The organism is Kitasatospora sp. NPDC101155 (assembly GCF_044768305.1).
Lineage (GTDB): Bacteria > Actinomycetota > Actinomycetes > Streptomycetales > Streptomycetaceae > Kitasatospora.
Window position 1 is genome coordinate 1 of sequence record NZ_JBIWPN010000058.1, and the last position, 19,352, is coordinate 19,352.

Consider the following 19,352-nt stretch of genomic DNA (forward strand, 5'->3'; position numbering starts at 1 on the left):
GCCGAACGACACGCCGCCCTGCGCGCCGTCTGGGCGTGGCAGCGCCCACCGGTCGGCAACCTCGACGAGACCACCACCGAACACACCCTGCGCCAACTGCTCCTCGAGTCCACCGCCGACCTGCACGAGCGCCACCCCGACGTGACCGTCACCCACGAACTGGTGCACGGCCACCCGGTCGAGGAGCTGGGCGCCGCGTCCGAGCACGCCCTCGCCGTGGTCGTCGGCCGCCGCGGGCAGGGCGGCTTCACCGGCATGCGGCTCGGCTCCGTCCCCCACGGCCTGCTGCACCGCGCACAATGCCCGATCGCGATCGTGCCCATTCCCAAGCACTGAAGCGCTCGCACCGAAGCGAACCAACGCCGAGAGGCAGCCGCTGTCACTCCCGCCGATACGGGGTCGAGGATCGCGCCATAAACCCTCCCGTCGTCGTCGGATTACTGTCCCCCGGCCGAAGACTGGGGGAGGTTCGCCCGAAAGCCTTGCCGCCACCGAGTGGGCCGTCCGCGAGGCGCAGCGTCGCAGGTGTTCTCTCGTACTCCTCCAGGCGTGGCCCTGGCCGGCGCGGGACGTGGCCGGGAGCGACGAGACCTACCGTCGCAACATGGAGCAACTGGCTGCCTGTGAGGTGGAGTTGAGCGCGTTGAGCGCCATTGGAACCGGCTTTCCGGTCACCTCCTCGCACGTGCGCACCGAACCGGCCGAGGCGCTGGAGGCCGCCGGGCTGCGGCCGCCCTCCTGGTGCTCGGCTCACGCGGGCTGGACGCCGTCCACGGTTTCCTGGTCGGCTCGGCTGCTCGTCGTCGGCCGCCGCACCCGCTGGCTACCGCTCGGCGCCCACCTCGGCCCGGTGGCCCACGCCGTCATCCACCACGTCCGCTGCCCCGTCGCGGTCGTCCCGTACGCCTGACCCGGACCCTCCGGCGGCCCGATCCGGGCCGAACGGCCCGCGCCAGGACGGTGCTCCCGGCGCGATCCTGAGAATGACGAAAGGTGGAGACCATGCACACCGTGATCGTGTACGAAAGCATGTACGGCAACACCCGGGAGATCGCCGAGGCGATCGCCGAGGGCGTCCACCAGGCCGACCCGGAGGCGGCCGTCGACTGCATGCCGGTGGCCGAGGTCGACGCCGCCCTCACCCGGTCCGCGGACCTGCTGGTGGTCGGCGGACCGACGCACCTGCGCGGCATGTCCTCCGGACTCAGCCGCCGGATGGCCGCCGTGTCCGAGAACCGCAAGGAGGGACACGAGGACGCCGCTGCCGAAGCCCGGGAGACCGCCGAGGGACCGGGTCTGCGCTCCTGGTTCCACGACCTGCCGAAGACCGAACCGGGCACCTATGCCGCCGCCTTTGACACCCGTGTCGCCACGCCCGGGGCCGGCGGTGCCGCCGAGGGCATCGCCCACCGGCTCTCCAGCCACCACTACGACGTGGTCGCCGAGCCCGAGGGCTTCATCGTGGAAAGCACCGACGGCCCGCTGCGCACCGGCGAACTCGACCGCGCCCGCGCCTGGGGCGCCGGCCTGGTCTGACCGGCTTGACCCCCTCCCCGAACGGGAGCCTCCTCGGAGACACCCGAGCGCCCCGCCACCAGCCGTCGTAGCCGCGTTCGGCGCCCCACCACTGAACCTCACCGCGAGGGCCGGGGCCGCCGCGTGACCGGCGACCTGGAGGCTCACCGCTCCCAGCAGGATGTTGCCCAGCCCGCCCTCGCCCCGGGCGCCGAGCACGACCGCGCTCGCCTGCTTGGACTGTTCGACGAAGACGGCCGCCGGATGCCCGATGATCAGCTCGGGCGACACGTCGAGGCCAGGCGCGTTCTCCTTCGCGATGGTCACGGCCTCGGCCACGGTGTCGGCACCGCGGTCGCGGATGTTAGCCACGCCCCCGACGGGTGGAACGGAATGTCGTGCTCCCAGGTGCGCAGCACATGGACGACGCGCAGTCCGGAGCCGTCCACGCCGACGATGACTGGTTCGGTCACGACTGGGCGTCCGCAATCAAGCCGTAGCGATTGTTCGCGGCACGCTGTCGCACCGGTCAGGCCTGCCGGGTCTCACCACGTGCTCCGCGCGCCACCCCTCACGGCCAGGCTCGCTCCTCCGCACCGCCGTCCATAGGACCGGACGACCCCGGTGACGGGGCCGAGCGGCGTCCGGCTGCGCACTCAGGTGCGCTCGGCCAGGAGGGCCGCGCCGTCCGCGAGGGTGGTCAGGCGCGGATAGTCGTCCTCGTCGATCCGGCACCCCGCCCGTTCGGACAGCCGCTCGACGAGGGTGAGGAAGTCGATGGAATCGAGTTCGAGCGCCTCCCGGAGGTCGGTGTCCGGCCCGATCCGCCCGAAGTCCGCGTCCGGGACGATCTCGGTCAGCACCTCCTGGAGGAGGGCCAGGGCCTGGTCGTGGTTCACAGCTCCTCCGGTTTCTGCAGCAGCCGGTCGAGCACCGCCAGGTAGCGGGCGCCGGTCGCCCCGTCGCTGGCACGGTGGTCCGCGGAGAGGGTGGCGGTGACCACCGGGCGAACGCCGAGCATGCCGTCGACGGCCCAGGGTCGTTCGACGATCTTGCCGAGACCCACGAGCGCGACCTGCGGCGGGTAGATGACACCGAAGACGGCCTCCACTCCCTGGTCGCCCAGGCTCGTGACGGTCATCGTCGGGTCGGAGGTCTCGGAGCCGCGCAGCCGCCCGGCGCGCGCCCGGGTCACAAGGTCCCGCAGCCGCGCCATCAGCTCGGCTGGCGACAGCTCGGCGGCGTCGTGGATGGCCGGTGCGACCAGCCCACCGCCACGCAGTGCGACGGCCACGCCGAGGTGAACGACAGGCGCGGGGACGAAGCCGATGTCGGTCCAGAAGCCGTTGAGCTGCGGCACCTCGCGAGCCGCCAGGGCCGCGGCTTTGAGTAGCAGAGCGGCGGGCACCAGCCGTTCGGACACCGGGAGTTGACGGTTGCGCGCGCGAAGCCAGTCGATTGCGGCGGAGAGGTCCACAGTAGTGGAGAGGTAGTAGTGCGGGATCTCCTGCTTGGAGCGGGCCATCAGGTCGCCGACGGCCCGGCGCATCGCCTGCTGACGGTCCGATGTGGTCCGTGTCCGCGCACTCTCCAGGGACGGTGCCGGGGGCGTGGGCGGGGACGCCGTGCCAAGGGCGGCCCGGACGTCGGACACGCGGACCGCCCCGTCCGCGCCCGTTCCCGTCACCGTCGCGAGGTCGAGCCCGGCCTCCGCCGCGACCCGCCGGGCCAGCGGCGTCGCCCGGACCCGGGCCCCGGACGGCGGTGCCTGCGCACCGGGGGTCGGTCGCCGTGGCGCCACCCGCCGCTTCCCGGTCCGGTTGCCCGGCACCGCGGCCACGATGTCGGCCCGGGTGATCCGCCCCCCGGGTCCGGTCCCGTGCACGGCGGCAAGGTCAACCCCGCTGTCCTCGGCCAGGTGTCGGACAAGCGGTGTGACCCCCGAGCCGCCAGCCCGCGCCGGCTCCGGCTCGGGCACAGGCTCTGGCTCGGGCTTCTCGGTGACGATGACGGCCATAGCGGCGCCCACCGGGACCGTCGTCCCGGGTTCGACCAACAGCCGCTCAACCGTGCCGGCCTCGAAGCACTCGACCTCGATCGCCGCCTTGGCCGTATCGACCACGGCCACGATGTCGCCGCGAGCCACCTGGTCCCCCGGCCCCACCAGCCACTCCAGGAGCGTCCCCTCGTTCATGTCGGCGCCGAGTGCGGGCATGGTGAACTCGGCCATCTCAACCGACCGCCCGCCGGGCCGCCGCCGCGATGCCCGCGACCTGCGGAAGGGCAGCCTCCTCCAGCTGCCGGGCGTAGGGCACCGGCACCTCGGCCCCGCACACCCGTTCCACCGGCGCGTCCAGATCGTAGAACCCCTGTTCCGCGATCCGCGCCGCGACCTCGGCCGACAGCCCTGCGGTGCGCCAGCCCTCGTCGACGACCACGGCCCGGTGGGTCCGTGCGACGGAGCCCAGGATCGTCGCGTCGTCCAGCGGACGGAGCGTCCGCAGGTCGACGACCTCGGCCTCGATGCCGTCCGTGGCCAGCCGCTCGGCGGCCTCCAGGGCCTTGCCGAGCGAGCCGCCGTGGGTGATGAGGGTGACGTCGTTCCCGGCGCGGCGGACAGCGGCGCTGTCCAGGTCCACCGGAGCGGCGCCCGGGTCCGGCGTGCCGGTGACGTTGTAGAGCGAGCCGTGTTCGAAGATCACCACCGGATCGGGATCCGCCAGCGCGGGCGCCAGCATGTACCGGGCGTCCTCCAGGGTGGCCGGGGCCAGCACCCGGATGCCCGGGATGTGGGCGTACCAGCCTTCGAGGCTGTGCGAGTGCTGGGCGGCGAGCTGTCGGCCAGCGCCGGTGGTCATCCGGATCACCAGCGGCACGGCGACCTGTCCGCCGGACATGTGCAGCAGCGTCGCGGCGTTGTTCAGGATCTGGTCCAGGGCGAGGAGGCTGAAGTTGACGGTCATCACCTCGACGATCGGCCGCAGGCCGGCGATGGCCGCGCCGACGCCGGCGCCCACGAAGGCCGACTCGGACAGTGGTGTGTCGCGGACGCGGCCGGGTCCGAACTCGCCGAGCAGTCCGAGGCTGACGCCGAAGGCACCGCCGTACCGCCCGACGTCCTCACCCATCAGGAACACCCGCTCGTCGGCCGCCAGGGCCTCGCGCAGCGCCTCCCGGAGCGCGTCCCGGTAGGTCGGCTCCCGAGCTGCCTTCGCCCCGGTCACGGCCGTTCCCCCGCCGGGCTGTACACGAAGCGCAGCAGGTCCTCCGGAGGTTCCAGCCCGCCCTTCCCGGCTTCTTCCAGAGCCCGCTCCAGCTCCTCGGCGACCTCCTTCTCGACGAGCTCGAGCCCGGCGTCGTCGAAACCGTCCTCGGCGCGCATCCGGTCGGTGAGGACGGTGATCGGGTCTCGCTCTTTCCACCGCTCAATCTCGGCCTTGTCGCGGTAGAGGTCCGGGTCGTACATGGAGTGCGCACGGAAGCGGTAGGTGCGCAGTTCGAGGAAGTACGGGCCGACTCCCTCCCGAACGGCCTGCGCCGCGCGCCGGACGGCCCGTTCGACGGCGAGGACGTCCATGCCGTCCACGGCCCAGGCGACCATCCCGTAGGAGGCGGCCCGGGCGGCCAAGTCGATCTGGGCATGCTCACGGGCCAGCGGGGTGCCCATGGCGTACAGGTTGTTCTCGCAGACCATCAGCAGCGGCAGATCCCAGAGCGCGGCAAGGTTGGCGGTTTCGTGGAACTCGCCCTCGGCGACCGCGCCGTCGCCGAAGAAGCAGCACGTCAGGTTCGGCAGACCGCGCATCCGGTCGGCCAGGGCAAGACCGGCCGCCACCGGGATGCCCCCGGCGACGATTCCGTGACCGCCGTAGAACCGGCGGCCGACGTCGAACAGGTGCATCGACCCGCCCCGGCCCCGGCTGCAGCCGGTGACCCGGCCGAGCATCTCGGCCAGCACCGCCGCCATGGGAATGCCTCTGGCCAGCGCGTGGCCGTGTTCGCGGTACGTGGTGACCACCGAGTCCTCGGGCGTGAGCGCCTGGTGGACGCCGACGGACACGGCCTCCTCGCCGATGCACAGGTGGACGAAGCCGCGGATCTCTCCGGCGCTGTAGAGCTCGACGCACCGCTCCTCGAAGCGGCGGATGCGCAGCATCTCCCGCAGCAGGTCGTGCCGGTGTTCGAGGCCGACCGGTGGCCTGGGGCTGCTGCGGTGGGGGTTCGCGACGGTTCGGCGGGTCATGTCGTCTCCTCCAGGGTCGACAGGTCGCCCTCGGGCTGGCCCAGTTCACGGGCCCGCAGCAGCCTCCGCATGACCTTGCCACTGCGGGTCTTCGGCAGGTGCTGGTCGAAGGCGATCTCGCGCGGGGCGATGGCCGGGCCGAGCCGCCGCCGGGCGAACGCGGTGAGGTCCCGGGCGAGTCGGTCGCCCGCCTCGAACCCGGGCTTGAGCGAGACGAAGGCCTTGACAACCTCCCCCACCACCGGGTCGGGACGGCCGATCACCCCTGCCTCGGCCACCGCGGGATGTTCCATCAGCGTGCTCTCGACCTCGAACGGGCCGATCAGGTGCCCGGCTGACTTGATCACGTCGTCCGCCCGCCCGACGAACCAGTAGTAGCCGTCGGCGTCACGCCGGACCACGTCCCCCGTGAGGTACCAGCCGTCGGCGAAACAGGTACGGTAGCGCTCCTCGGCGCCGAGGTAGCCGCGAAACATGGACGGCCAACCGGGCCGCAGGGCCAGCTCGCCCTCCGCTCCCGGTTCGTCCAGCACCCGGACCCGGCCGTCGGGGACCTCCGCGCGCCCGTTCGGCCCGCGGGCAAGGACGCCGGCCGTCACGCCGGGCAGCGGCCGTCCCATCGAGCCGGGCCTGATCTCGGTGCCGGCGACGTTGGCGATCATGATGCAGCCGGTCTCGGTCTGCCACCAGTTGTCGTGGATCGGCAGGCCCAGGATCTCCGGCCCCCAGCGCACCGCCTCGGGATTGAGCGGCTCGCCGACACTGGCGACGAACCGCAGCGCCGAAAGGTCGAAGGAACGGGGCAGGTCCGGCGGGCTGCCCCGAGGGCTCATCCGCATCAACATCCGGATCGCGGTCGGCGCGGTGTACCAGACACTCACCCGCTGCTCAGCCAGGATGCCGTACCAGCGTCGGGCCTCGTACTCGCCCGCGTCGACGACCATGGTCACCCCGTGGGTGAGCGGCGCGATGATCCCATAGGACGTCCCGGTCACCCAGCCCGGGTCGGCGGTGCACCAGAACACGTCATCCGGCCGGAGGTCCAAGGCGAGCGCGGCGGTCGCGTGGTGGGCGACCACGGCCTCGTGGACGTGGACCGCGCCCTTCGGGGTGCCGGTCGTCCCGCTGGTGAAGTGCAGCAGCGCCATGTCCTCGGGGTCGGTCTCCGGGATCGTGAAGTCCTCGGACGCGCCGGCCGTCAGGGATTCGAACGCGATGGCCCCGGGCAGGTCTCCGGCACCCGGGCCGACGATCAGGACGTGGTCCAGGCCGGGCAGCCCGTCGCGTCCATCCGCCACCTTGCGGCGGTACAGCTCCGCAGTGGTGACCAGGACCCGCACCTCCCCGAGCCGCAGCCGCTCCGCCACCGGCGCCGGGCCGAAGGCGGGGAACAGCGGGCAGAACACCGAGGTGTTCTTCAGCGTCCCCAGGACGGACACGTACAGCTCTGGGCAGCGGCCGAGCAGCGAGGCGACCCGGTCCCCTCTCCGCATCCCAAGGGCCCGCAGCCCGTTGGCGAAGCGGTTGCTGCGCCGGGCGAGTTCGGCGTACGAGACCGGGGTGACCGTACGGTCCGCGGCGATGCAGCGAAGTGCGACCTTGTCCCCGCGTCCGGCCGCCACGTGCCGGTCGACGGCCTCGTACGCGATGTTCAGCCCGCGCCGTCCGGGGAGCCCGTCGAGCTGCGCCCGGGCCCGCTCCCAGACGGGGTCGCGCCCGGGCGTCCGGTCGCCGCCCGTGCCTGCTACCGCCCCCGGTGCACGTTCCTGGACCACGTCGCCGTCCACGGCGGCTCCTTCCGGACCGCGGGCCGGTGTCCGGGCCCGCTCCCCCCATCGTCCGGCGGCTTCCGGACCTCCGCGAGACGGCGTCCGGCCGCTCATCGGTGCCCGTTCGCCCCGGTCCGTCAGGGCCGATCGACCCAACCTCCGTCGACCGTCGGCGGGCCAGGCTGGAGGTGCCGATGCTTCGAGGAGGTGGCCGCCGTGCCGAATCTGGGAGTCGCCGTCGTACGGCAGTACGAGCGCGGGGTGGTGTTCCGGCTGGGCCGGCTGCGCGGGATCCGCAACCCCGGGATCCGGTTCATGATCCCGCTGGTGGACCGGATGTGGAAGGTCACCCTGCGAACGGTGACCATGCCGATCCCGTCCCAGCAGATCATCACCCGGGACAACGTGTCCATCGGCGTCGCGGCGGTCGCGTACTTCCGCCGGGTGGATCCGGTGAAGTCGATCGTAGAGATCGAGGACGTTGGCAGCGCGATAGGACAGATCGCCCAGACGACCGTCCGCAACGTGGTCGGGCGTTCCCTGCTCGACCAGGTGCTCACCGACACCGAGACCCTCAACGAGCGGATCAAGGAGATCCTCGACGGCCTCACGCAGCAGTGGGGCGTCCTCGTCCTGGTCGTGGAGCTGAAGGACATCGAGCTCCCACCAAGCATGCAGCGGGCGATGGCCCGGCAGGCGGAGGCCGAACGCGAGAAGCGCGCCAAGATCATCGCCGCCGAGGGCGAGGCCCTGAGCGTTGGCCGCCTCGCCGAGGCCGCCGACGTCATCTCGGACCACCCGATCGCCCTCCAGCTACGCAACCTGCAGATCCTGGCCGAGATCGCCGCCGAAAAGAACTCCACCATCGTCTTCCCGGCCCAGTTCCTCGACAGCGCACGGGCGTTGGCCCGCTTCGTCGCGGAGGAACGCGCCCCGGCCAGGGCTGACCACGACGGCGCGGCGCCCCTGCGGACTTCGCTCAAGCCCACGGCCCGGATGGACGAGGGAACGACGTCATGACCGACCACACGATCCTTGTCGGCGATGGGGCCCCGGCCGCAGGCTGGGGGAGGATCCGAGCAGTCCCGCCGCGCCCTGCCCTGGGCGGTGCCCCGTGGTGATCGTTCGTGACCGCCGCACCTGACCGCGACCGTTACGCCTGACCACGCGTCCGGTCCGCCGCCCAGCGGCGGCGGACCGCGTCCTCGTGCTCGGCCTGCTCCACCGCCTGCTCCACGGCGGCGAGTTCGGCGGCCAGCCGGGGGATCCAGTGCCGGCGCAGGGCCCGGACCCGACGGCGAGTGCGGGCTGCTTCCTCCCCCACCAGCCGGGCTGCCGTCCGGTGCGCGGCGTAGACGGCGGCCGCTCGGACCGCCTCGCGGTAGGCCGCTTCAGCGTGCACCAGCGCGGTGTTGCCTGGGGCGGGCTCGTGCGCGGCCCGGACCGCGTCGGTGCAGGAGACGCCGGACGGATGGCGTACCCCCATGGAGACGGTCCATTCGACGACCACGTCCGCCCGATCGGCCACCGCCGCCGCGGCCAGCGCGCCCTCTCCGCTCACCAGCAGGCCGCGCAGGAGCCACGTCTCCGCCTCCGCCATCCGCTCCCGCCACTGCGCTTCGGCCGCCTCCTCGTCCTGCCTCAGCTGCCCGTGCCTCTCCAGCAGCACCCGCAGCTTGCGGTCGAGCAAGTCGGCCCCGCGCCGGGCGACGTCCAGGCTGTGCCGCAGCCGCAACCGGGCCGCCCGGCCCGGCGGGGTCTGCCGACGCACCGTCATGACGCACCGTGCGCGTCGAGCTGCTCGGGCGGCAGCATGGCGAGCTGGCTGCGCGGCAGGGTGAGCAGGACGTCCCAAGCGCGGTCCAGGGCTTCCGCCAGCGGCCGGTTCTCGTCCGGACCCTGGGCGAGGAACCTCGCTGGGAAGACCTCGTCCAGGTCGAGGTAACGCAGATCGGTCGGGCTCAGCGCCGAACGGCCGACCAGGTCCGCGAGTTCGCGCACCTGCCGGGCCCTCGCGAGCGCGGCCAGGAGCTGTGCGGCCACGTCGAGGTGGTCGGACCGAGTCCGGCCCGGCCCTGCGCCCTTGCGCATGAGCCGGGAGAGCGAGGAGAGCGCGTCCACCGGCGGGTACACCCCGCGCGCGTGCGCCTCGCGGGAGAGCACGATCTGGCCCTCCGTGATGTAGCCGGTCAGGTCGGGCACCGGATGCGTGATGTCCCCGGCCGGCATCGTGAGCACCGGAAGGAGGGTGACCGAGCCGGGCCGACCCCGGACCCGGCCGCAGCGCTCGTACAAGGACGCCAGGTCGCTGTAGAGGTACCCCGGGTAGGCCCGCCGGGCGGGCACCTCTCCACGCGCGGCCGACACCTCACGGAGGGCCTCGGCGTACGCGGTCATGTCGGTCATCACCACCAGGACGTGCCGTCCGCCCTCGAACGCGAGGTGCTCGGCCACGGTGAGGGCGATGCGTGGGGTGAGCAGTCGCTCGATCACCGGGTCGTCGGCGGTGTTCAGCAGCAGCGTGAGCTCCCCGGTGCCGGAGCGCCCGGCGAGCCCGTCCCGGACGAAGGCCGCGTCCGCGTGGGTGAGGCCCATGCCGGCGAACACCACGCTGAAGGCCTCGCCGCCGCTGACGGCCTGGGCGGCCACCTGCACGGCGAGTTCGAGGTGGGGCAGCCCGGCCGCCGAGAACACCGGCAGCTTCTGCCCGCGCACCAGCGTGGTGAGCACGTCGATCGCCCCGACCCCGGTCAGCACCGGTTCGGCGGGCGGCTCTCGCCGGACGGGGTTGAGGGGGACGCCGCTGACCGCCGCAGACGCGGGACCGAGAACCGGCGGACCGCCGTCGATCGGCTCCCCTCTGCCGTTGCACACCCGGCCGAGCCACGCGGGACCGACCGGGACGCGCAGCGGGCCGCCGGTGAACGAGGCCCGGGTGGCGGCCGGGTCCATGCCCGCGGTGTCCTCCAGGACCTGCACCACCGCGAGGTCACGGTCCACGTCCAGCACCAGACCGTGGCGCCGCTCGCCCGATCCGAGGGTGATCTCCACGAACTCGTCCCATCCGACGCCGGTCACACCGCCCACCACCAGGAGCGGCCCGCGCAGCTCCCGCACGTCTGTGAACTCGACCTCGCCGGAGTCCGTCACCGCGGCTCCCCGAGCGCGGTGAGCACCGCCGCACAGCCGACGGCCACGGCGTCGGTGTCCCGGGGCCCGGCCTCCTCGCGGGCGCGCAGCAGCGGGGTGAAGTCGGTCTCCTCGACCGTCTCGGCCGGTGTGCCGGCATCGACCAGCTCCCGGCACCGCGCGACCACCGCGAGCACGGCGTCCGCCAGTGCCGCCGTCTTCTCCGGGGGGCAGTACGCGTCGTGCGCCGACAGCGCGCTCTGCTGGAGCAGGCCTTCCCGGACCAGCCGTCCGGCGAGCACGCTGACCCGCTCGGGCCCCGGGAGCGCGGTGATGCCGACCAGGTCCACCAGGTCGGCCAGCCGATCCGCCTCAGCGAGCAGCGCGGTGACGCGTGCGCGGCGCTCGGCCCAGGCGGGGTCCCCCGCCCGCGCGTGCGCTGCGCCGAGCGCGGCGGCGTCGCGGGCGAACGAGCCGGACCACGACACGGCCGGATAGTGCCGGGCGTAGGCGAGTTCGCGGTCGAGCGTCCAGAGCCCGCGGACGAAGCGCTCGGTGTGGGCGGTGATGGGCTCGGTCAGGTCCCCGCCGGGCGGGGAGACGGCGCCGAGGACGGTGACCGACCCGCGGGCGCCGCCGAGGGTGCGCGCCGCGCCGGCCCGTTCGTAGAACGCCGCGAGTTCCGAGGCGAGGTCGGCGGGGTAGCCCTCCTCGGCCGGCAACTCGCCCATTCTGGAGGAGAATTCGCGCAGCGCCTCGGCCCAGCGGGAGGTCGAGTCGGCGATCAGCACGACGTCCAGGCCCATGTCGCGGAAGTACTCGGCAACCGTCGCCCCCGCGTGCACACTCGCCTCCCGGGCCATCATCGGCATGTTGGAGGTGTTGGCGACCACCACCGTCCGGTCGGCCAGTCGGCCACCGGTCCTCGGGTCGTCGAGTTCCGCGAACTCCGCCATCACGTCGGCCAGTTCGTTGCCCCGCTCGCCGCAGCCCACGTACACGATGACGTCGGCGTCGCACCACTTGGCGATCTGCTGCAGCAGGACGGTCTTCCCTGTGCCGAAGCCGCCGGGCACCGCGACCGTCCCGCCCCGGGCGACCGGGAAGAGCAGGTCGATCACCCGCTGGCCGGTGTGCAACGGCTCGGCGGCGTCCAGCCGGTCCCGGACGGGCCGGGGCCGGCGGATCGGCCACTCGGCACCGGCGCGGACCGGCACGCCGCCCACCACGGCGAGCACCTCGTCCGCCCCGTACGGTCCTTCCGGCGCCATGCGCTCCACTGGTCCGGACGCGTCCGGCGGCACCAGGACCCGCAGCGGCACCGATCTCCCGGCCCACTCCCCCAAGGCGGCGCCCGGCACGGCCTCGTCGCCCGGCGCCGCCGCGGGGACGAAGCGCCAGGTACGCCGGTCATCCCCGGAGCCGCTGCCCGGGACCAGCCAGTCGCCGGCTCCGGTGAGCGGGCGCAGAAGGCCGTCGAAGACGCCGCCGAGCAGCCACGGGCCGAGCCGTACCCGCAGCGGCCGGCCCGTCGGGCGGGCCGGGTGCCCCACAGCCAGCCCTCCCGTGTACTCGTACGCCTGCACGCTCGCCACATCCCCGGCGATGGCCACCACCTCGCCCGGCAGGCCCTCCGGGCCGAGCAGCACCACGTCGTGCATGGCGACGCCGCCGTCGCAGGCCATCTCGACCAGCGGACCGGCGACCCGCAGGATCCTCGACGCGCCCGGGTCAACCATCCGGTCTCCCGTCGCCGTCGTCCGGCTGCCAGAGCGTCCCTGCTTCCGGGCCGAGCCGGTCGAGCGCGCGGCGTACGAGCGCGGGCAGTCCGAGGTCAACCAGGCGGCCGGGGGCAGTGGCTAGCAGTCCACCGTCGGGGTGGGCGGTGATCCGGGTATCCGGTCCGAGCAGGTCCCGGGCCCGCCGGGCCAGCCGCTCCGCCGCACCGGGCTCGCTCTCGTACCGCTCCCGGACGCGCTCGGCCACCCGGCGGCACAGCTCGGCGTAGGCCTCGCCCTGGGCCGCCAGCTCTCGCGCCCGGGCCGCGCGGGCGGCCCGGGCGGTCTCCGCCACAGCGGCGGCCTCACCCTCCTCCGTCCCCGCCCGGGCGGCCCGGTCCAGTACGGCCCCCGCCTCGGCGCGGGCGGCGGCGAGAGCGCGCTCGGCCTCGCGACGGGCCTCGGCGAGCGCCTGCTCGGCATCGGCCCGCGCGGCACGGAGCAGTTCGGCCCGGACAGGTGCCAGCGCCTCGCGTCCGGTCACGGCAGCACCGCCGTCAAGGGCTCTGTGGCGTCCAGCCTGGCCGGGCCGAGCGCCCGCGCCGCCGCCCGCCCGACCAGGACCAGCGCCGTACCCTCGGGCAGCGCGGCCCAGGCGGCCACGGCCTCCTCCGGCCGCTCGGCGGCGAGCACGGTGACGCCGACCAGGGCCAGCCCGGCCACCTCGGTCCGCGCCCCGATGGCGACCACGCCGCCCACCGTCAGGCCTTCCCGATCAGCAGGATGGCCACCACCAGCCCGTACACCGCGATGCCCTCGGCCAAGCCGACGATCACCATCGCCCGGCCGAAGAGTTCGGGCCGTTCGCTCAGCGCGGCGATGGCCGCGGCGCCGGTGTACGCGACGGCGATCGCCGCGCCGATCGAGGCCCCGGCCACCGCGATGCTCGCCCCGATCAGCGCCGCCGAGCCCGAGCCGGAGCCCGTCGCGGCGGCCGACCCGACCGCACCGGCGGGGTCGGCGAGCACGGTCACCAGCAGGGCGAGCGCGCCGGCCAGGACGGCGGCGTTGATGCCGAGCAGCCAGCGCAGGGCCGCCCTCCCGCGCCGACGGGCCAGCAGCCGGGCCGCTCCGAGCACGGCGGCGAGGACCGGCAGCGCGATCAGCCAGGAGATCACCGGGGCACCTCCGTACGCAGGACAGGCACGTGCCAGGGGCGGAACGGCCGCCCCAGGCTCTGGAAGACGCGGGAGAACAGCTCGTAGTACTCCAGCCGCAGCGCCTGGATCCCGGCCACCAGCGCCTCCAGCGTGAAGGTGAGAGCGGTGCCGACGGCGAAGAGCAGCGCGGCCGCCGGCAGGCCCCAGGAGCCGTGTCCCGCCAGCGCGGCGGTGCCGCGCCACACCACCTGTCCGAGCGCCGCGTGGGTGAGTCCGAAGGCGGCCAGGCGGGAGAAGGAAACCGTGTTCGCGAAGAGCCGCAGGACGGCGTCGAAGAGCTCGACGGCCGTCTGCAGCACACCGCTGGCTCCGCCCGCACTCGCGCCGTACAGGCCCGCGCCGGCCAGCCCGAGCCCGGCCAGGAGGAGCGCCGCCCCACCCGCCGCGAGCCCGGGCGACCGCAGGTACGCGCCGCCACCGACGGCCCCCAGGCCAAGGAAGAGCGCCAGGCCCGCCACCCCGGACGTCGCGTACAGCGCTCTCGCCGGACCGCCCTCGCGCCACCGGTTCACCCCACCGGCCACATGGGCGAGGGCGAGCAGCACCCCGCCCAGGCCGACAGCCGCCGCCAGGAGCCGTCCCGGCTGGTCCAGCGGCGACAGCCACAGCACCGGCAGCACCCCGGTCGGCCCGAAGAACTCCCCGAACGCCACGCCCGCCAGCGCACCGCAGAGCCCGGCCCCCGCCAGGAACGGCCACACGGGGCGCAGCCGCGCCAGCCGCCGGGGCCGTCCGCTCCGCAGCACCAGCGCGGCCAGCAGCAGCAACGCCCCGTGGCCAACGTCGCCGAACATGAGGCCGAACATCACGACGTACGCGATCCCGGCCGGCCAGGTCGGGTCGAGGTCCCGGTACGGCGCCGTGCCGTAGGTGCGCACGAGCGGCGAGAACGCGCGGCGGAGCGGTCCTCCGTCGCGCAACAGGGTGGGCGGGTCGACGCCGCGCGGTGTGCGCAGGGGCACCAGGCCGCCGCCGGTGGCGGCCAGCGTCTCCGCGAGCCCGGCGACCCGGTCCGCCGGGCACCATCCGGCGAGCGCGGCCACCTCGCCCCGGTGGACGGCACTCGCCGTCCTCTCCTCGACCTGGGCCTCGCCCACGAGGAGGTCCAGCCTCGCCTCCCGTTCCAGCCGGTCGAGATCCGGTGAGGTGCCGGAAAGGGCCGCAGGTTGCCGCGGCCCGGCGGGCAGCCGGTGGAGCCGTCGGCCCGCCGGGCCCGGGGCGGCGTCCTCGATCCGGTCGACCTCGACGCAGCCCGCGTCGGCGACCAGCAGGAGGGTCTCGCGCAGCGTGGTGCTCGGGGCGACGATCGCCACCCGCTGCATGCGCACCGGCGTCATCGCCTCAGCCCAACGCATCGGCCATCTCCGGGGTCGCGCCGCCGTGCGCGGCCAGTTCCAGTGCGGCGCGCACCCGCCAGGCGTCCGCGGAGAGCACCGCGACAGCCCCCACCACGGGCGGAAGACCGTATTGCGCAGCGCGCAGGAGGTCACGGCCCTCCCGCTCGACGACCGTCCACCACCGGGTCTCGGCCCGCCACAGGTTGCCGGGGGTCTCGATTCCGTCCAGCGCCCATCGCGCGTCCGCCGGCAGCGCGCGGCGGAACTCCTCGAACGACGCGGCGGCCACGGCCCCGGGCCCGAGCAGGCGCGCCGCCTGCCGGCCGGCGTTCCCGGGGAGCGGGCGGCCGACGACGAACACCGTTCGCGCCGTCAGCAGGGCGGCCCGGCCCTGGGCCCACCGGCGGGCGGGCGGCACGGCGTCCGCGACCCGGTGGGCGGCCGACAGGCGCAGGGCCACCGCCATCGTCGCCGGATCCGCGCCCCCGGGGTCGCCCCATGCCGATGCCGCCAGGGCCGCGCGCAGTTCCTCCGGTGTGCGCGCGTGGGCGGCCCGGCGCCAGACGGTCGCCAGCGCGCCGAGCGCGTACGGCCGGCGCGGGGCCGGGCCGGTGAAGGAGCGCAGCAGGTCCTCGATGTTGGCGGTCTCGAAGCCGGCGGCGAGGGTCCGTACGGCCTGCGCCCCGCTGCGGGGCAGCCAGCCCGCGAGGACCCTCAGATGCCACAACAGGGTCGCGGAGACCGCCCACTGCACCTCGGCCAGGTCAGGGTCCGGCGGGAGGAAGCGCCGGTACGGCGTCGCGGCCAGCCACCGTACGGCCTCGGTGAGCGTGCCCGCCGCCAGCTCCCCGGCTTCGCGGTGGCCGAGGCAGCGGGACAGCAGTCCCCGGGCCCTGGTCACTCCGCCGACCCAGCCTGCTGCCACCGGTGCCTCCCGGGGTCATCGGCCGGTTCCAGCGCCAGTGCCGCCGCCCGGTCGGCCAGCGCGGGCATCCGCTCGTGGGCCCGGCTGCGGATCCGGTCCGCGGCCTGTTCCGCGTCGGCGGCCAGTTCGGCTGCCCTGGCCGATGCCGCGTGCCCGGCCGCGGCGGCGGCCTCCGCGCGGACCCGCGGCGCCCGGGCGTGGGCGAGTTCGAGGATCCGGGCCGCGTTCCGGGCGGCCTCCTGCCGGATGCGTTCGGCCTCCGCCGCCGCCTCGGCCCGGATGGCCGCCGCCTCGGCCTGGGCCTGCTCCAGCCCGTCGAGCGGCTGCTCCAGCTCTGCGGCGAGTTCGGCGGCCCGGTCGGCGGGCACGCCGGCCGTGGGTGCACCGGGCGTGCCGACCGGGCGGAACCGCGCGAGGAAGTCCCGGAACCGCACCATGCGAGCCCTCCAGCCGATCCGACTTCCCTTCCTCCAGCATCCGGCCAGTGCGCCGGGCTGTCGCCCCGGATTGGGCCGTCCGCCGGGAGCTTGGGGCCGACCGGCACAAGCGGCGACGGCGCACCGGACCAAGACTCGAAGGTGGGGAGCACCTTAGGGAGGCCCACACCATGAGCGAGCACGAGTACTTCTCCGCCGGGACGGAATCCCGCCGATCCGTTCCCGGCAAGGCCTGGAGCCCCGAGGAGCCGCAGCGGCAGGACATGCTGCTGCGCTACCTGGGCGCCGTCGCGGGCATCTCCGCCGCCCGGGCCAGGGAATCAGAACCAGAACCGGCCACGTCGGAGGCCGCCGCTGTGCCGGACGAGCCCGGCCCCGCGCCGGTCCTGCGGGTGCGCGATGTCATGGACGTGCCGGCGGTCGCGGTGTCGGGCGACCTGCCGTTCACGGAGTTGGCCCGGACGCTGGTCCGCGAGCACGTGGGCGCGGTGCCGGTGGTCGACGCGAAGGAGCGCGTCATCGGCGTGGTCTCGGAGTCCGATCTGCTGGCGAAGGCCGCCGTCGAGGCGATGGAGCATCCGTCCGGCCCGATCGACCGGCTGCGTGATCGCGGCCTGCAACACAAGGCCCAGGGCGAGACGGCCGCCACCCTGATGACGGCACCCGCCATCACCGTCCGGCCCGGCACGACCGTCGCCGAGGCCGCCCTGACCGCCGCGCGCGGGCGGCTCAAGCGGATGCCGGTCGCCGACTGGCAGGGGCGGCTCGTGGGTGTCGTCCGGCGAGCCGCGCTACTGAGCGCCCTCGTCCGGGACGACGAGCACATCCGCGAGGAGATCGCGTCCCGGATCCTCACCCGCGAGTTCCACCTGCCGCAGGGGACGGTCGAGGTGACGGTCCGCAACGGTGTCGTCGACCTGACCGGCCGGCTGGACCGGGAGAGCATTCCCCGGCTCCTGGCGGAGGTCCGGGACATGGACGACGTCGCCGACGTTCTCGACCACCTCAGCGCGGCCTGAATCGCGGGACGGCCCACGTGCGATCCGCTGCCGTCACCACGGTGCCCCGGCCCGCGACGCTGTTCGACCGCGTGGCCGAGTGGGAGACCCTCGCTGCCTTCGTCACCGACCCACGGTCCGGTCCGGCCGTCGGCATCGTGACCGGGCCCCGCCGCCAGGGCAAGACGTTCCTCCTGCACGAACTGGCCCGGGCCACGGGCGGCTTCTACTTCGGGGCCCAGGAGGCCACGGCGGCCGAATCCCTGCGCCACCTCGGCGACCAGCTGGCCCGCCACCTCGGTGCCCCCTACCCGGAGTGTTGGGACACGTGGGCGCAGGCGCTCGAATCGCTCACCGCGCTCGGGACCGTGCGGCCGACCACGGTCGTCCTCGACGGGTTCCCCGAACTCGTTCGGCAGAGTCCCACCCTGCCGGCCGAGCTCAACGTGGAGCTACGGAGGCTGGGCCGCGCGGACCGGCCCAATCGGGTGCGGCTGCTGCTCTGCGGCAGCGCGATGCCCGTGATGCACCGGCTCTTCGACGCCGCGACGACGCCCGCCGATCTCCAACTGGAGCTCCGGCCACCGGACTTCCGCCAGGGAGCCCTGATGTGGGGCGTCACCGACCCGCTGCTCGCACTGCGAGTGCATGCGGTCGTGGGCTCCAGTCCGGCGTTCCGCTACGACCCCGGAGGCCCGGACACCCCCGCTGGCCCGGACGACTTCGACGCCTGGGTGTGCCGGACCGTCCTCGACCCCCGACTGCCGCTGTTCTGGCGGGCCGGGCACCTCATCGAGCAGGAGCCGGACGGCTGGGACCGCGCCCTCTGCCACTCCGTGCTCGCCGCACTCGCGGCCGGCTGCTCCACCCCGGGCGCGATCGGCCGCTGGCTGCGCGGTCCGGAGACCCACGTACCGCGCGTGCTCGTCATGCTCAAGGAGCGCGGTCTCGTCGCGGCCGTTTCGGACGCGTTCCGACCAGGGGTCACGCACTACCGGATCACAGAACCGCTGCTCGCCTTCGACCACGCCGTCATCCGGCCGCACCGGGCCGCGTTCGAGCGCCAGGACCCCGCCGAGGTCTGGCGCTCGGCCCGCGCGCCCTTCGAATCCTCGCTGCTGGAGCGACACTTCGCCGAAGTGTGCCGGGAGTGGGCGGCTGGCTTCGCCGCGGCGGGCACCTTCGGCGCGAGGGAATTGGTCACCGCCGCTCCCGGGTCCCTACCGGGGGTGCGGGACGCGGAGGTCGTGGTCCGCGACGAGGGCCGCGGCCGGTCCGGTGCCCTGCTGTCGGTCGGGCTGGTCCGCTGGAACGAGGTCATGGACCTGGGCCACCTCCATCAACTCCAGCAGATCGTGGCGGAACTGGAGGCACACGGCGAGGACGTGAGCCGCGCCCGGCCCGCCTGCTACGGCGCGGCCGGCTTCGGCCCCGGGCTCCGCGCGGCGGCGAACCGAGGTGAGCTGATCCTCGTCGATCCCGGTCGGCTCCACCACGAGGCCTGACCCGGCGGACGCTCGGGCGCCCCGGCCTGACGGGTCTTGATTGCGGACTGACGACGCGCTGCGATGTCGTGGTGAACGAGAAGATCGAGCACCGCGGGCAGGATGTCGAGACGCCGCTCCAGGCAGCCGGCGTGTTACCGGACGGGAACTCCCGCCTCCTGGACGCGTCGTGGCCGTTCGCGCGGCGGGTGGAGGCGCTCGCCCGCACCTGGGAGGAGAGCGGCCGGGACGGTCGCTGGCTGGCGAACGGGAAGGCGTTCTTCGCCCTTCAGTGCTGGTTCCTGGCCGCCGAACGGCACCATGAGGCCTTGGACGGGACGACGGCGGACTACGTGCGGCATGCCTTCGACGCCATCGGTGGAACGCGGGGCTGGGACGCCATGCTGGCGGAGAGGGCGCGCTGCTCCTGCCACTTCGACAGCTGGCGGCTGGAGAACATCAGTGTCTGCCTCGGCTGCCTGCGGTACCTCTGCTACCAGCACCCGCGCCGGTGCGGACCGGACTGCGACGGCGAGATCGTCGGCTGAGACCGCCCGAACCACCTGGGCCGCCCGTC

At 74.3% G+C, this 19,352-nt stretch carries 21 protein-coding genes and 1 pseudogene; 7 read left to right on the forward strand and 15 right to left on the reverse strand.

Features of this window, described 5'->3' with window-relative positions; translation table 11 throughout:
• From ACIRYZ_RS40590 to ACIRYZ_RS40600, 3 genes are all read left to right on the forward strand, one after another.
• Positions 1-336, forward strand: a 336-nt coding sequence (locus ACIRYZ_RS40590; protein ID WP_402953671.1) for a universal stress protein, incomplete at its 5' end; no start/stop codon positions are given.
• A gap of 100 nt (positions 337-436) precedes the next feature.
• Complete coding sequence (locus tag ACIRYZ_RS40595; protein WP_402953714.1) at positions 437-910, forward strand: universal stress protein; 474 nt, start codon at positions 437-439, stop codon at positions 908-910.
• 92 nt (positions 911-1,002) lie between these two features.
• Positions 1,003-1,536: a flavodoxin family protein gene (locus tag ACIRYZ_RS40600; protein WP_402953672.1), complete on the forward strand. Its 534-nt coding sequence runs from the start codon at positions 1,003-1,005 to the stop codon at positions 1,534-1,536.
• A 108-nt stretch (positions 1,537-1,644) separates the two neighbouring features.
• On the opposite strand, the pseudogene ACIRYZ_RS40605 reads toward ACIRYZ_RS40600, so the two are convergent.
• The 6 genes and pseudogenes from ACIRYZ_RS40605 to acsA all read right to left on the reverse strand — a co-directional run.
• Positions 1,645-1,887: pseudogene (locus ACIRYZ_RS40605) on the reverse strand (universal stress protein); the annotation flags it as partial.
• Positions 1,888-2,171: 284 nt separating this feature from the next.
• Positions 2,172-2,414, reverse strand: a complete 243-nt coding sequence (locus ACIRYZ_RS40610) for an acyl carrier protein (RefSeq protein ID WP_402953673.1) — start codon at positions 2,412-2,414, stop codon at positions 2,172-2,174.
• Positions 2,411-3,745, reverse strand: coding sequence for a 2-oxo acid dehydrogenase subunit E2 (locus ACIRYZ_RS40615; protein WP_402953674.1), 1,335 nt, complete (start codon positions 3,743-3,745; stop codon positions 2,411-2,413). The genes ACIRYZ_RS40610 and ACIRYZ_RS40615 overlap by 4 nt, the downstream gene beginning before the upstream one ends.
• Position 3,746: 1 nt before the next feature.
• Positions 3,747-4,739, reverse strand: a complete 993-nt coding sequence (locus ACIRYZ_RS40620; RefSeq protein ID WP_402953675.1) for an alpha-ketoacid dehydrogenase subunit beta — start codon at positions 4,737-4,739, stop codon at positions 3,747-3,749.
• Positions 4,736-5,758 (reverse strand): pyruvate dehydrogenase (acetyl-transferring) E1 component subunit alpha, encoded by a 1,023-nt coding sequence (gene pdhA, locus ACIRYZ_RS40625; protein ID WP_402953676.1) that lies wholly within the window; start codon positions 5,756-5,758, stop codon positions 4,736-4,738. The genes ACIRYZ_RS40620 and pdhA overlap by 4 nt, the downstream gene beginning before the upstream one ends.
• Positions 5,755-7,545: an acetate--CoA ligase gene (gene acsA, locus ACIRYZ_RS40630; protein WP_402953677.1), complete on the reverse strand. Its 1,791-nt coding sequence runs from the start codon at positions 7,543-7,545 to the stop codon at positions 5,755-5,757. Before acsA ends, pdhA begins: the two co-directional genes overlap by 4 nt.
• 198 nt (positions 7,546-7,743) lie before the next feature.
• On the opposite strand from acsA, the gene ACIRYZ_RS40635 reads away from it, so the two are divergent.
• Positions 7,744-8,547 carry a slipin family protein gene (locus ACIRYZ_RS40635; RefSeq protein WP_402953678.1) on the forward strand — a complete coding sequence of 268 codons (804 nt, stop codon included), beginning with the start codon at positions 7,744-7,746 and terminating at the stop codon, positions 8,545-8,547.
• Between the two features lie 133 nt (positions 8,548-8,680).
• Here ACIRYZ_RS40635 and ACIRYZ_RS40640 read toward each other — a convergent pair whose 3' ends face one another.
• From ACIRYZ_RS40640 to ACIRYZ_RS40680, 9 genes are read right to left on the reverse strand one after another with little or no spacing between them, the layout of a single operon-like run.
• The gene (locus ACIRYZ_RS40640; protein ID WP_402953679.1) at positions 8,681-9,304 is read right to left on the reverse strand and encodes a V-type ATP synthase subunit D; all 624 of its coding nucleotides are present in this window, start codon (positions 9,302-9,304) and stop codon (positions 8,681-8,683) included.
• The gene (locus ACIRYZ_RS40645; protein WP_402953680.1) at positions 9,301-10,677 is read right to left on the reverse strand and encodes a V-type ATP synthase subunit B; all 1,377 of its coding nucleotides are present in this window, start codon (positions 10,675-10,677) and stop codon (positions 9,301-9,303) included. Before ACIRYZ_RS40645 ends, ACIRYZ_RS40640 begins: the two co-directional genes overlap by 4 nt.
• Positions 10,674-12,395, reverse strand: a complete 1,722-nt coding sequence (locus ACIRYZ_RS40650; protein ID WP_402953681.1) for a V-type ATP synthase subunit A — start codon at positions 12,393-12,395, stop codon at positions 10,674-10,676. The genes ACIRYZ_RS40645 and ACIRYZ_RS40650 overlap by 4 nt, the downstream gene beginning before the upstream one ends.
• Positions 12,388-12,918 carry a hypothetical protein gene (locus tag ACIRYZ_RS40655; RefSeq protein WP_402953682.1) on the reverse strand — a complete coding sequence of 177 codons (531 nt, stop codon included), beginning with the start codon at positions 12,916-12,918 and terminating at the stop codon, positions 12,388-12,390. The genes ACIRYZ_RS40650 and ACIRYZ_RS40655 overlap by 8 nt, the downstream gene beginning before the upstream one ends.
• Positions 12,915-13,124: a hypothetical protein gene (locus tag ACIRYZ_RS40660; protein ID WP_402953683.1), complete on the reverse strand. Its 210-nt coding sequence runs from the start codon at positions 13,122-13,124 to the stop codon at positions 12,915-12,917. Before ACIRYZ_RS40660 ends, ACIRYZ_RS40655 begins: the two co-directional genes overlap by 4 nt.
• Before the next feature lie 11 nt (positions 13,125-13,135).
• Entirely contained in the window at positions 13,136-13,552 is a 417-nt protein-coding gene (locus tag ACIRYZ_RS40665) for an ATP synthase subunit C (RefSeq protein WP_402953684.1), read from the reverse strand.
• The gene (locus ACIRYZ_RS40670) at positions 13,549-14,949 is read right to left on the reverse strand and encodes a V-type ATPase 116kDa subunit family protein (protein WP_402953685.1); all 1,401 of its coding nucleotides are present in this window, start codon (positions 14,947-14,949) and stop codon (positions 13,549-13,551) included. Before ACIRYZ_RS40670 ends, ACIRYZ_RS40665 begins: the two co-directional genes overlap by 4 nt.
• Positions 14,936-15,856, reverse strand: a complete 921-nt coding sequence (locus tag ACIRYZ_RS40675) for a hypothetical protein (RefSeq protein WP_402953686.1) — start codon at positions 15,854-15,856, stop codon at positions 14,936-14,938. The genes ACIRYZ_RS40670 and ACIRYZ_RS40675 overlap by 14 nt, the downstream gene beginning before the upstream one ends.
• The gene (locus ACIRYZ_RS40680; protein ID WP_402953687.1) at positions 15,829-16,293 is read right to left on the reverse strand and encodes a hypothetical protein; all 465 of its coding nucleotides are present in this window, start codon (positions 16,291-16,293) and stop codon (positions 15,829-15,831) included. Before ACIRYZ_RS40680 ends, ACIRYZ_RS40675 begins: the two co-directional genes overlap by 28 nt.
• Positions 16,294-16,463: 170 nt before the next feature.
• On the opposite strand from ACIRYZ_RS40680, the gene ACIRYZ_RS40685 reads away from it, so the two are divergent.
• The 3 genes from ACIRYZ_RS40685 to ACIRYZ_RS40695 all read left to right on the forward strand — a co-directional run bounded on the left by ACIRYZ_RS40685 (position 16,464) and on the right by ACIRYZ_RS40695 (position 19,323).
• On the forward strand, positions 16,464-17,312 hold the full coding sequence (locus tag ACIRYZ_RS40685; protein WP_402953688.1) for a CBS domain-containing protein: 849 nt from the start codon (positions 16,464-16,466) through the stop codon (positions 17,310-17,312).
• A 17-nt stretch (positions 17,313-17,329) separates the two neighbouring features.
• Complete coding sequence (locus ACIRYZ_RS40690) at positions 17,330-18,796, forward strand: ATP-binding protein (protein WP_402953689.1); 1,467 nt, start codon at positions 17,330-17,332, stop codon at positions 18,794-18,796.
• Between the two features lie 71 nt (positions 18,797-18,867).
• Positions 18,868-19,323, forward strand: a complete 456-nt coding sequence (locus ACIRYZ_RS40695; protein ID WP_402953690.1) for a hypothetical protein — start codon at positions 18,868-18,870, stop codon at positions 19,321-19,323.
• Positions 19,324-19,352: the final 29 nt, after the last annotated feature.

Excerpts from the sequence above, each read along its gene's own strand:
- ACIRYZ_RS40640 (WP_402953679.1), bottom strand. The coding sequence starts at position 9,304 with ATGACGGTGCGTCGGCAGACCCCGCCGGGCCGGGCGGCCCGGTTGCGG.
- ACIRYZ_RS40680 (WP_402953687.1), bottom strand. The coding sequence starts at position 16,293 with ATGGTGCGGTTCCGGGACTTCCTCGCGCGGTTCCGCCCGGTCGGCACG.
- pdhA (WP_402953676.1), bottom strand. The coding sequence starts at position 5,758 with ATGACCCGCCGAACCGTCGCGAACCCCCACCGCAGCAGCCCCAGGCCA.
- ACIRYZ_RS40685 (WP_402953688.1), top strand. The coding sequence starts at position 16,464 with ATGAGCGAGCACGAGTACTTCTCCGCCGGGACGGAATCCCGCCGATCC.
- ACIRYZ_RS40670 (WP_402953685.1), bottom strand. The coding sequence starts at position 14,949 with ATGCGTTGGGCTGAGGCGATGACGCCGGTGCGCATGCAGCGGGTGGCG.
- ACIRYZ_RS40615 (WP_402953674.1), bottom strand. The coding sequence starts at position 3,745 with ATGGCCGAGTTCACCATGCCCGCACTCGGCGCCGACATGAACGAGGGG.
- ACIRYZ_RS40600 (WP_402953672.1), top strand. The coding sequence starts at position 1,003 with ATGCACACCGTGATCGTGTACGAAAGCATGTACGGCAACACCCGGGAG.
- ACIRYZ_RS40650 (WP_402953681.1), bottom strand. The coding sequence starts at position 12,395 with ATGGTTGACCCGGGCGCGTCGAGGATCCTGCGGGTCGCCGGTCCGCTG.